This is a genomic window from Massilia oculi (genome assembly GCF_017582745.1).
Taxonomy (GTDB): Bacteria; Pseudomonadota; Gammaproteobacteria; order Burkholderiales; family Burkholderiaceae_D; genus Telluria; species Telluria oculi_A.
This window is the reverse complement of record NZ_JAFVIM010000018.1, coordinates 130,868-142,886: the sequence shown is the minus strand read 5'-3', so window position 1 is coordinate 142,886 and position 12,019 is coordinate 130,868. Positions and strand designations below refer to the sequence as shown.

The following is a 12,019-nucleotide window of genomic DNA, read 5'->3' as shown; positions in this document are numbered from 1 at the left end:
ATGCCGCGTTGTAGTCTTTCCAGTTGGTCGTTCGGTACTTCAGCTTTACGGGAGCAATCATGCCGTCAGTTTACCCGTGCTGCGCCTCGGCCGCTGATGGGCCGATTTGTGCAACAAAGCCGGCGAAGAGCCGAGCGGCATCCCGAACAACCTCGTCCCCTACATCGCCCAGGTCGCCAACGGCCAGCGCGACAAGCTGTCGGTGTTCGGCGGCGACTACGACACCCCGGACGGCACCGGCCTGCGCGACTACATCCACGTGGTCGATCTCGCGATCGGCCACGTCAGGACGCTCGATCGCCTGAACAAGGGCCCGGGCATCGTCACCTACAACCTCGGCACTGGCCGGGGCAACAGTGTATTGGAAATGGTGCGCGCCTTCGAAGCGGCCAGCGGGCGTCCGGTTGCCTACCAGATCGTCGACCGCCGTCCCGGCGACGTGGCCAAGTGCTACGCCGATCCGTCCCTGGCCCGCGAGGAGCTGGGCTGGACTGCCGAACGTGATGTCGCTCAAATGTGCGCTGACGTATGGCGCTACCAAACCACAGCCAAATAATGCAAAGGATAGTCTAATGAAAGCCATGATTCTCGCCGCAGGCAAGGGCACACGCGTCCGTCCGCTCACCTATGACTTGCCAAAACCCATGATCCCGATTCTGGGCAAACCCGTGATGGCTTACCTGATCGAACACCTCAAGAAAAATGGCGTGTCCGAAATCATGGTCAACGTCAGCTGGCTGCACGAAAAAATCGAAGAGTATTTCGGCGAAGGCGAGCAGTTCGGCGTCCAGATCGGCTACTCCTTCGAAGGCTATACGAAGGACGACGGCGAAGTCGTGCCGGAACCGATCGGCTCGGCCGGCGGCATGAAGAAAATCCAGGAATTCGGCGGCTTCTTCGACGACACCACCGTCGTGCTGTGCGGCGACGCCCTGATCGACCTGGACCTCAAGGCCGCGCTGCTGGAACACCGCCGCAAGGGCGCGATGGCCACCGTCATCACCAAGGAAGTTCCATGGGACAAGGTATCGTCCTATGGCGTGGTGGTCTCGGACGAGCAGGGCCGCATCCTGGAATTCCAGGAGAAACCAAGCCAGCAAGAAGCGAAGTCCAACTTCATTTCCACCGGCATCTATATCTTCGAGCCAGAAGTCATCGACCTGATTCCGTCGGGCGTGCCGTTCGACATCGGTTCCGAGCTGTTCCCGCTGCTGGCCGAGCGCGGCCTGCCGTTCTATGCCCAGGGCCGCCCGTTCAACTGGCTCGACATCGGCACCATGGGCGACTACTGGGAAGTGCTGCAGTCGGTCATCACCGGCGAAGTCAACAATATGGACGTGCCGGGCATCCAGATCAAGCCGGGCGTCTGGGTGGGCCTGAACACCAGCATCGACTGGGAAGGTACGACCGTTGAGGGACCCGTCTACATCGGCTCCGGGGTTAAAGTAGAGGCCGGCGCCCGCATCGTGGGCCCGACCTGGATCGGCCACGGCAGCCATATCTGCGAAGGCGCCGAGATCGTGCGCAGCGTGCTGTTCGAGTACACCCGCGTGTTGCATGATGTAACATTGAATGAAATGATTGTCTTTAAGGAATATAGTGTCGACCGAAAAGGCGAAATGAAGCACGCCTCCGAGTATTCCTCGCAGGAGTGGCTCAATGCACGCGACCGTCGCCGTACCCGGCGCAAGGAAATCGCGGATCAGAATACCAACGAGTTAGAGAAAGAGAAAGTCAGCGCATGAAGATCTATCCAGTCATCCTCTCCGGCGGCGCCGGCACCCGCCTGTGGCCCCTGTCGCGCAAGGTCTTGCCGAAGCAGTTGCTGCCACTGGTTGCCGACAAGACCATGCTGCAGGAAACCGCCTTGCGCGTGGCCGGCTGGCCGGAGATGATGGCACCGCTCGTGGTGTGCGGCAATGACCACCGCTTCATGGTGGCCGAGCAGTTGCGTGAAGTGGGCATCACGCCGCTGGGCATCCTGCTCGAGCCGGTCGGCCGCAATACGGCGCCGGCCGTGGCCGCCGCCGCCCACCATCTGCAGCAGATCGACCCCGAGGCCGTGATGCTGGTGCTGCCGGCCGACCACGTGATCGAGAACGGCGAAGCCTTCCGTGAAGCGGTCGACCGCGCCACCCGCCTGGTGGCCAAGGGCGCCCTGGCTACCTTCGGCATCGTCCCCAAGACCCCGGAAACCGGCTACGGCTACATCCGCCGCGGCGAAGCGGTGGACGAGTGCGGCGAATGCTACAAGGTGGCGCGCTTCGTCGAGAAGCCCGACGCCGCCACGGCCGAAGGCTTCCTGGCCGAGGGCGGTTACTACTGGAACAGCGGCATGTTCATGTTCGCCGCCGCACGTTATCTCGAAGAGCTGGAGCGGCACGCCCCTGCGATCGCCGGCGCCGCCAGCCAGGCCATGCACGCGGCCTACCGCGACCTCGATTTCTGCCGCCTCGACGAAAACGCATTCTCGGCCTGCCCGTCGGATTCGATCGACTACGCGGTGATGGAACACACCCGCGACGCCGCCGTGGTGCCGGCCGATATCGGCTGGAACGACGTCGGTTCGTGGTCGGCCCTGTGGGAAACCCAGGCCAAGGATGCCAACGGCAATGCCCAGCGCGGCGACGTCTACCTGGACGGCGTCAAGAACTCGCTGGTGCGCGCCGAAAGCCGCATCGTCGCGGTGGTGGGCCTGGAAGACGTGGTCGTGGTCGAGACCCAGGATGCGGTGCTGGTCACCTGCAAGAGCAAGGTGCAGCGCGTCAAGCAGGTGGTCGAACACCTGGCCTCCAAGGAACGCACCGAGCACCTGCACCACACCCGCGTCTACCGTCCATGGGGCCACTACGAGGGCATCGATGCGGGCGACCGTTTCCAGGTCAAGCGCATCACGGTCAAGCCGGGCGAGAAGCTGTCGCTGCAGATGCACCACCACCGCGCCGAGCACTGGGTCGTGGTGTCGGGCACCGCGCGCGTGACTTGCGGCGACACGGTCAGCCTGCTGTCCGAGAACGAATCGACCTATATCCCGATCGGCATGAACCACCGCCTGGAAAACCCGGGCAAGCTGCCGCTGCACATCATCGAGGTGCAATCGGGCAGCTACCTGGGCGAGGACGACATCGTGCGCTTCGAGGACATCTACAAGCGCGCGTAATAGAGAGTTTCCAGGCCTGCTCCCGACAGCGGGCCTGGAACTTGTCCTGCGACGGCCAGTCTGACGTTGCATGAACAAGATCCTGGCACGGGGCGGGGCGACCGCCATCCTTGTTGCAGCCGTTGGCATGGCGGCATCGCCGGCAGTGGCGCAGACCGAGACGCGGTTGCTCGATCCCGGCCTGCAGGGCCAGCTCGAACGCTGGCTCGGCGCAGGCCCCCTCTATCTCGAGAACATCTATACGCGGCAGCCGGGCGACGACTCGCTCGACTTTCACGCCGCTGCGGATGGGCGCGGCAGCAACTTCACCCTGATGCGCGTCGCTAACGATGCCGGCGACAGCTGGATCGTGGGTGGCTACAATCCGCGCAGCTGGTCGTCCACGGACGGCTGGCACGTGTCCGAGTTCGACTGGCAACGCACCGGCTTCCTGTTCAACTACACCGATCCGGCCGTCTACCGCCAGCTGTTGCTCGATAACGTGCTGCCCAGCCAGGGCTCGCGCCAGACCTATAACTGGCCCGATCACGGTCCCACCTTCGGCGCCGGGCCCGACCTCTTCGTCGACACCGGGTTGACGACCTCCATCTCCTGGCAACTCAGCTATGGCGACCCTGCCTTCGAAGGCCGCAGCATCATCGACGGCACCTTTGGCGGGCAGTTCAGGCGGGTCGAGGCGCTCGAGACCTATGCCATTTCACTCGTGCCCGAGCCACCCGCCCATGCGCTGCTGGCCGGCGGCCTCGGCGTGATCTGCTGGGCCGTGCGGCGCCGCCAGCGCTGACTTGCACTTCGTTGATTCCCTGCGGCAAACCAACTCAGCGTAGTTGAGTTTCCGCTAAGCTAGAAATTACCCATCTGGGCTAATTTCTAGTCATCATGTTGTCAATATCCGCATTTACTATCATTCTGCTAATAGAAACGGCAGGCACATCTTGTGCGATAACTAATGGGGAATCAATGACCACCTTTGCAACTTTCACACCGCGGCGTACGCTGCTGGCGACCCTGGTCGCCGGCTTTGCCGCGGGCGCGCCGGCCCATGCCGCCGACGTCGTCATCAACCAGCTGTATGCCCACTCGCACAGCACTTCGAGCAACTTCGGTCACGATTTCGTCGAGCTGTTCAACCGTGGCAGTGCGCCAGTGAGCCTGGACGGCATGCGCGTGCAATACCAGTCGGCCAACGGCAGCAGCTGGAGCAGCGTCACCCCACTGCCGCCGGTCACGCTGGCCCCGGGCCAGTATTTCCTGCTGCGCGGCGCGCGCGACCAGGGCAAGAACCCGATCGAGAACTTCGATGTCCAGGCGCCGAGCTTCAATATGGCGGGCGGGACCGGCAAGGTCGCCATCAGCGACGGCACCCGCATCCTCGACCTGGTCGGCTACGGCAGCGCCAACCTGTCCGAAGGCGCACCGGCGCCGTCGCCGACGCTTGAAAACTCGCTCCAGCGCGCCGCAGCCGGCTGCCAGGACAGCGACGACAACCGCGCTGACTTCGTGCTGGCGCCGGCGATCGGCCCGCGCACCACTGCATCGCCGCTGCAGGCCTGTGGCGACACCGGCCCGACACCCAAGCCGATCGTGCTGGCCTGCCCGGCAACGGTGCAGGTCGAGCAGGGCCGTGGCGGATCGGCGCTGTTGTCGGCAATCGATGGCGATGCCATCGTCAACCGCGCCGGCATCGTGTCGGGCGGCGTCGCCGGTATCACCCTCGGCGGCTTCACCCCGGCCACGGTGACCGGCGGCAAGGCCGAGGCGCGCCTCGACATCGCCGCCACCCTGGCCGGCGGCCGCTATCCGGTGCAGGTCGAGTTCGGCAACGATGCCGGCGAGACCGAGCGCTGCACGGTCGACGTCGCCGTTGCCGGCCTGTTGACCATTCCGCAGATCCAGGGCTCCGGCGACACCAGCCCCTACGCCAACACCGTGCAGACCGCGCGCGGCGTGATTACCGCCAAGGTCGACGGCGGCTTCTTCATCCAGGATCCACAGGGCGATGGCGATCCGACGACCTCGGACGGCATCTATGTCTACGGCACCGACACCACGCTGGCGATCGGCACCCTGGTCAGCGTGACCGGGCAGGTGGTCGAGTTCCGCCCCAACGGCGCCGACCGCACCTATACCGAGTTCAAGGACGTCACCAATATCACCGCGCTGGGCGCCGGCCCGGCCATCGTGCCGACCAATATCACGCTGCCCGGCACCGACCTGGCCAGCGTGGAAGGCATGCTGGTGCGCTTCACCAATACGCTCACCATCAACGGCAACGGCGACCTGGCCAACCGCGGCGAGCTGACCCTGTCCAACGGCCGCCGCGAGCAGCCGACCAGCCGCTATCCGCAGGGCTCGGCCGAAGCGGAAGCCCTTTATCGCGAGCATATGGCCAACCGCATCGTGCTGGACGACGGCCTGTTCCGCGCTCCGGCCGCCATGCCTTACCTGGCCGAGGACGGCACCGTGCGCGCCGGCGACACGATCGACAACCTGACCGGCGTGATCGACTTCGGCTCCACCGGCACCAGCAGCGGCGCCAGCACCGGCTTCAAGCTGCAGCCGACCGAAGCCCCGGTCATCGTGCGCGCCAACGAGCGCCCGGCGGCGCCGGTGCTGCCGGAAGGCGTCAAGGTCGCGGCCGCCAACGTGCTGAATTTCTTCACCACCTTCACCAATGGCGGCGATGCCTGGGGCAGGTCGGGCCAGGGTTGCAAGTTGGGAGACAGCACATCCGCCGGCAATTGCCGCGGCGCCGACAACGCAGCCGAGTTCGTCCGCCAGCGCGACAAGATCGTCGCCTCGCTGGCCGCGCTGAATGCCGACGTGGTGGGTTTGATGGAAATCCAGAACAACGGCGACATCGCGGCCAAGTACCTGGTCGACGAGATCAACCGCGTCACCGCGCCGGGCACCTACGCCGTGGTGCCGGCGCCCGTTGGACTGGGCACCGATGCGATCCGCGTCGCCATGATCTACAAGCCCTCCAGGCTGACCCTGGTGGGGGGCGCGCTGTCCGACCCGCACGAGATCAACAGCCGTCCACCGATGGCGCAGACCTTCATGGCCGGCAACGGCGGCAAATTCTCCGTCATCGCCAACCACCTGAAATCGAAGGGCTGCGGCGGCGCCAGCGGCGGCGATGCCGACCAGGGCTACGGCCAGGGTTGCTATGACGCCACCCGCGTCCAGCAAGCCCAGCGCCTGACCAGCTTCTTCATCCCGCAAGTGGTCGCGGCGGCGAAGGATCCGGATGTGCTGGTGCTGGGCGACCTGAACTCCTACGCTTTCGAGCGCCCGATCAACCACCTGACCGGCGCCGGCGGCATGGTCAATGTGATCGAGCAGTTCGTGCGCCCGCACGCGATGCCGTACTCCTATGTGTTCAACGGCCTGGCCGGCTCGCTCGACCACGTCCTGGCCAGCAGCTCGCTGGCGCCGCAGGTGGTGGGCGCGGCCGAGTGGCACAACAATGCGGATGAGCCGAAGGATATTGACTACAACATCGAGAGCACCGGCACCGACGTCTATCGCAAGAACGCCTACCGCGCCTCGGACCACGATCCGCTGGTGGTCAGCCTGAACCTGGCCGGTTCGATTACCGACGTCACCGCGTCGAGCAGGATCGTGATCGGCGGCTTCAGCATCAACCGCGCGACGGGCAAGACCACCGGCAATGTCACCATCACCAACACGAGCGCCAAGGCGCTGACCGGTCCGCTGCACCTGGTGCTGCAGGGCCTGCCGGACGGGATCACGCTCGACAATCCGGCCGGCATGCACGCGGGTGCGCCGTATCTGACCTTGCCGCAGGCGAGCATCGCCCCGGGCGCCACGGTCACCGTCCCGACGGCGTTCACCAACGGCGCCAAGCGCAACTTCACCTATACGCCGCAGCTCGTCTCCGGCTCGTTCTAAAGGAAATGATCATGTCTAACTTTGCATCCCTGTTGTTCCGCGCGCTGCTGGCGCTGTCGATCGCGGTCGGCGCTCCGGCGGCCCTGGCCGGTCCGATGTATCGCGTCTCGCTCGACACCTCGGCCCTGGCCGGTACCGTCGGCTACCTCGACCTGGGCCTGAACGGCCCGCTGGACGCCGCGCCGACGGTGGCCCGCCTCGGCAATTTCAGCGGCGCCTTCCTGGAGGGGAATATGACGTCCGGCGACGTCGGCGGCGACGTCGTGAACGGCATCGTGCTGCGCAACGGTCCGGAATGGAATTTCTTCGACCAGCTGGTCACCTTCGGCGGCCTGTTCAGCTTCGACGTCGAGTTCGACCTGGGCGAGGGCGCCAACGGCAGCCTGTTCAGCGTCGCCTTCGTCGATGACGCCTTGAATTACCTGGGCGCCGCCGGCAATGTGATCGAGATGAACCTGGTCGCTGGCCAGAGCGTCGAGCTGCAGCTGGTGGATGGAGCGTTTGCCGGCGTGGCCGAGGTGCCGGAACCGGGCGCCTGGCTGCTGCTCGCGAGCGGCCTGTTCCTGCTGGTGACGACGCGCCGCCTGCGGCAGCGCTGATACCTGCTGAAAACTGCGGATCAGGACTGGGAAAGGCGGGCCTCGAGCGCGGCGCGGCGCTGGGCATCGATGCGCCAGGCCTCCGCATTGCCGTCGATGATGCGCAGGCTGGCGCATCCTTCGGCGGCGCAATCGGGCGCCGGCGTCGTGGCGGAGGCGACGGTAGCGACGACCGGCGCGCCTGCGGCCAGTGCCGGCGCCGTAGTCGGGGTGGCGTCCGGCACGGTGTCCGGCGCGTTCGCGGAGGCGGCCGCACTGGCGATCGAGATGGCGGAGGCGGTGTGGACGGTCGTGTCGACGTCGTACTGGCCGCCGCAGGCAGCCAGGAAGGACGTCAGGGAGAGGGCGATGAGGGTGCGCAGGAGGGTCATGTATGAACTCGGACAAGCTCGTCTGTAACGAATCTATTGTAGTGAGTAAATTTTTCCTGCGCTCAATTTTTTACATTTGCGAACGTCCAGGTTTGCATTCGATGAAAACAGGATGCGCGACGTTTACGCTTTTTGCCTGCAAATGAGAAATATATCCTCAGCGAAATTAAAGATAATCTGAAGTAAGAATTTGAGCGTCGGATTGTTCCGTAAGCTCCACGCAACAGCCAAGTGGACACATTTGGTAACAGTTAGTCAATGTGATCTGCTTGACCGGTCATATCGTGCGCGCGAAGATGGCGGCATGAAAAAACTCATCCTCATTCTCCTGTTCGGCGCCACCGCCGCCTGCACCACCCAGGCCCACGATCCTGCCTCGCCGCCCGTGAAAGACGGCGCGCCGCCGGTGGTTGCGCTGCAGCCCGGCGCCACCGTCTCCGAGATCAAGCGCCTGATCGGCACGCCCGCCTGCAGCGACAATGCGCAATGCCGTTCGCTCCCGGTCGGCGCGCTCGCCTGCGGCGGCCCGCAGGAGTACCTGCCGTACTCGACCGCGCAGACCGACGAAAAGGCCTTGCTGGCCCTGGCCGAGCGCTCGAAGACCGAGCGCCAGGCCGAGATCCAGCGTACCGGCGAAATGTCGATCTGCATCCACCGCCCCGATCCGGGCGCCGTCTGCGTCGCCGGCGCTTGCCAGCTCGGTTCGCCCGCAACCTGATTCATTTCGTATCCATTCAAAACGACAAAGCGCGCCGAGGCGCGCTTTGTCTATCTACTGCTGCCACTCACCGCTTACACGCCGACGTCCTTCTCCTTAACGCGCTGCGGACGCTCTGCCTTCGGCACCGGCTGGTTGGTCTCGACCTGCAGCACGGTGGTCGAGCCGACCGCGCCGCTGGCGTCCAGCAGGCGCACGGCTCCCAGGAAGCGCTTGCCGGTCGGCAGGCCGGACCAGCTTACCGCGACCGTCGCCTTGCCGCCGGCATACACGGTCGCCGGCACCATGGCGCGCAGATTGCCGCCCTTGTCGCTGGTGTTGACGACCACCGCATGCAGGCCATACGAAGTGGTGCTGCCGGATGCAGTGCTGTAGCCCAGCGTGCAGACCTTGTAATTGCCTGCCGGCGGGGCCGCCAGCGCGATCGTCTCGTCCGAGCCGTAGGTGGCCGAGTAGGCCACCAGCTGGCCGGCCGCGTTCACCATCACGAGGTCGAGGTCGTCGCCGCCATTGCCGCTGGTATCGCGATCGAACAGCTCGAACTGCGCCGCCATGGTGTCGGCGGTGAAGGTCACCGGCAGCACGCGGGTGCCGTACAGGCCGCGGTGGCAGGCGTTGGCCATCAGATCCAGCGATTCGAGGCTGCCGTCCGGCGCCGGGGCGATCGTGTTTGCGGTGCGCACGATTTCCTTCAGGCCGCCGACGCTCGAGCCCATCTTGCCGGCGAAGCCGGTGGTGATGCTCAGCGCCTTGCTGCCGCTGGCGCGGTCGCTCGAGAAGAACGTCGGGGCGATGATCAGCTTGCCGGAACGTGCCACGATCGGGCTGCGCACGGTATGGCCGCCGCCGGTCCAGGTCAGCGAACCGTACTGCCAGGCGTTTTCGGGGGCGCTGGTGCGGGTCAGGGTCACAGTGAACGACTTGGTCTGGCCTGGCTCGATCGCCAGCGTGGCCGGCGACACCACGGCGCTGTAGCCCGGCACCGAGATCTGCGAGCTGAAGCTCGAGGTGCTGGCGCTGACATTGGTCACCGTGCGGTTGATCGTCAGCGAGCCGAGCACGTTGCCGACGGCGATCGACGGCAGGTTCAGCTCGTAGCCGGGGATCTGGCCGCCCGCGCACTGGCCCGCCACGCCGGCGCCGCACAGGTATTTGCGGTAATCGGCTTCGCCGATGTCATAGACCAGGCCCGGGTCAAGGGCGGCGGTCGGGTTGACATGGCCGGCGCCCTGCGCGAACGGCAGGATGCCGCGCAGATCGCCCTGCTGGGTATCCGGGAAGGTGTCGGTCGCGGTGGTCATCAGCGCCGACTTGATCATCGCCGGCGTCCAGGTCGGGTGTTTCTGGCGCAGCAGGGCGGAGAGGCCGGCCACGTGCGGGGCCGACATCGAGGTGCCCTGCAGCGATACGAACTCGACCGGCGGCACCAGGGTGCCGTTGACGATGTCGTCATGCTGTTCCTGCGTCAGGCCGGGCGTGCCGCCGGCAATGATGTCCACGCCCGGCGCGGTCACGTCCGGCTTGAGCACGTTGGCGTCAGCGCGATTCGGGCCGCGCGACGAGAAGCTCGCCATGATCGGGGCGTTCAGCCGCGACGTACCGACCACGAATTTGCTGATTGCTGCGGTGGCGTTGGCCGCACTCGCGGCCGCATAGCTGCGGATCGCCTGGCCGTCGGCCTGGGTGACGTGGACCGAGGGCACCGAGTGCATGTCGGCGACCAGGCCGCTGCCGTTGTCGACCTGGATCATGCCAACGCCGCCCGCTTCGCGCACCGCGCGGCTCTTGTCGACGCGGTCGTTCTCTCCGCGGTTGCAGATCACGACCTTGCCAGCCACCTTGGCCGGGTCGAGCACCGCCTGGCCGCCGTTGAACGAGGCGCTGTAGCAGAAGGCGAGGCGGGCGGCGTTGGCGCCCGGCAGGCCGACGGTCGAGGCGTCCACCACCGGCTCGGGCGGCAGCGGGGTGGTGTTCATCGAGGCGCCGGTGTATTTCTGGTTATTGCCCAGGGTGACGGTCGCCTGGAATTCGCGGTTATGGGTCGAGGCGCCGACCGTGGTGTGCCACGGGCTGATGTGGGCCACCTGGTTGCCCGGGCCGTCGTTGCCGGCGGAAGCCACGGCCACGACGCCGGCATTGGCGGCGCCGAAGAAGGCCTGCTCGACCGGATCGGTGAGGCTGGTGCCGCCGCTGATCGAGAAGTTAATCACATGCACGCCGTCGGCGACCGCTTTCTCGATGGCGGCCACGCTATCGCCCACGTAGCAGCTGTTGCGCCGGCCGATGGTCACGCTCGGGTCGACGTAGGTCCAGCAGACCTTGTACGAAGCGATGCGCGCGCGCGGGGCCACGCCCGACATCTCACCGATGTTGACGCCGGCCATGGTCACGTCCACGCCGTAGTTGCCGCCTGCGGTGGTCGAGGTGTGGGTGCCGTGGCTGCCTTCGCCGACGTCGCCGCCGAGCGAATCGCGCGGCGAGGAGCGGAATTCGCTCCAGTGGGTGGTGCGCCCGGTGCTCAGGTACGTGCTGTCGAAGTATTGTGCGCCGATCAGCTTGTTATTGCAGTGGGCGGTGGTGAAACCTTCGCCGGTCTGGCAGTCGCCCTGCCAGCGATCCGGCGGCGCCGAATAGACCAGGCTGCCGCTGGTGTCGTGAGTCGGCTTGCCGTTGGCATCCACGCGGTCGGCGTAGGAGGTGTGCTCTGGCCAGATGCCGCCGTCGACGATGCCGATGATGACGTCTTCGCCGGCCTCGGTCAGGCCGCCCAGTTTGGACCAGGCGCCATTGGGGCCGGTCAGTTTAAGGAAGTCGCGGGTGGACACGGTGGTCAGTTCGCGCGGCACGTCGGGCGTGACCGCCAGCACGTCGCCGCGGGCGACCAGGGCGCGCACTTCGGCGTCGGTCAGCATGGCGGAGAAGCCGTTGAGCACCACCTTGTAGTCGTGCACCAGCGGGGCGCTGCCGATGGCGGCGCGCACGGCCGCCTTCTTCTGGTCGAGGTAGCCGCTGTAGAGCTGGACGCTGGAGCTGTTCAGGTCGAGGCGCTGGCCCTGACGCGGCTGGGTGGCGGCGAGGCCATTGACGCCGCCATCATAGGAGGCGATCGGTTTGTCGGTCAGTTGCACGACGTAGGGGCGGCGGACGTCGTCGGCCTGGACTGCCAGCGACAGGCCGGACAGTGCGAACAGGATGGCTGCGGAAATTGGGCGGAGTTTCATGGATGCATGTCCTTGGGTTCTGCGGGATTCGGCTG

The 12,019-nt window shown here is 65.9% G+C and carries 9 protein-coding genes; 7 read left to right on the top strand and 2 right to left on the bottom strand.

Going from position 1 to position 12,019, the window contains the following annotated elements; translation table 11 throughout:
* The first annotated feature begins 106 nt into the window (after positions 1-106).
* The 6 genes from J3U95_RS19780 (at position 107) to J3U95_RS19755 (ending at position 7,674) form a co-directional block, all read left to right on the top strand.
* On the top strand, positions 107-556 hold the full coding sequence (locus tag J3U95_RS19780) for a GDP-mannose 4,6-dehydratase (RefSeq protein ID WP_370662088.1): 450 nt from the start codon (positions 107-109) through the stop codon (positions 554-556).
* Positions 557-572: 16 nt separating this feature from the next.
* On the top strand, positions 573-1,745 hold the full coding sequence (locus tag J3U95_RS19775; protein ID WP_208280367.1) for a nucleotidyltransferase family protein: 1,173 nt from the start codon (positions 573-575) through the stop codon (positions 1,743-1,745).
* Positions 1,742-3,160, top strand: a complete 1,419-nt coding sequence (locus J3U95_RS19770) for a mannose-1-phosphate guanylyltransferase/mannose-6-phosphate isomerase (protein ID WP_208280366.1) — start codon at positions 1,742-1,744, stop codon at positions 3,158-3,160. The genes J3U95_RS19775 and J3U95_RS19770 overlap by 4 nt, the downstream gene beginning before the upstream one ends.
* Positions 3,161-3,230: 70 nt before the next feature.
* On the top strand, positions 3,231-3,944 hold the full coding sequence (locus J3U95_RS19765) for a PEP_CTERM-anchored TLD domain-containing protein (RefSeq protein WP_208280365.1): 714 nt from the start codon (positions 3,231-3,233) through the stop codon (positions 3,942-3,944).
* 176 nt (positions 3,945-4,120) lie between these two features.
* Positions 4,121-7,075, top strand: coding sequence for an ExeM/NucH family extracellular endonuclease (locus J3U95_RS19760; protein WP_208280364.1), 2,955 nt, complete (start codon positions 4,121-4,123; stop codon positions 7,073-7,075).
* 11 nt (positions 7,076-7,086) lie between these two features.
* Positions 7,087-7,674 (top strand): NF038129 family PEP-CTERM protein, encoded by a 588-nt coding sequence (locus J3U95_RS19755; RefSeq protein ID WP_208280363.1) that lies wholly within the window; start codon positions 7,087-7,089, stop codon positions 7,672-7,674.
* Between the two features lie 20 nt (positions 7,675-7,694).
* Here J3U95_RS19755 and J3U95_RS19750 read toward each other — a convergent pair whose 3' ends face one another.
* The gene (locus J3U95_RS19750; protein WP_208280362.1) at positions 7,695-8,045 is read right to left on the bottom strand and encodes a hypothetical protein; all 351 of its coding nucleotides are present in this window, start codon (positions 8,043-8,045) and stop codon (positions 7,695-7,697) included.
* Positions 8,046-8,349: 304 nt separating this feature from the next.
* On the opposite strand from J3U95_RS19750, the gene J3U95_RS19745 reads away from it, so the two are divergent.
* Positions 8,350-8,763 (top strand): hypothetical protein, encoded by a 414-nt coding sequence (locus J3U95_RS19745; RefSeq protein WP_208280361.1) that lies wholly within the window; start codon positions 8,350-8,352, stop codon positions 8,761-8,763.
* A gap of 74 nt (positions 8,764-8,837) precedes the next feature.
* Here the strand turns inward: J3U95_RS19745 and J3U95_RS19740 are convergent, their stop codons facing one another.
* Positions 8,838-11,984 carry a S8 family serine peptidase gene (locus J3U95_RS19740; protein ID WP_208280360.1) on the bottom strand — a complete coding sequence of 1,049 codons (3,147 nt, stop codon included), beginning with the start codon at positions 11,982-11,984 and terminating at the stop codon, positions 8,838-8,840.
* Positions 11,985-12,019 lie beyond the last annotated feature (35 nt).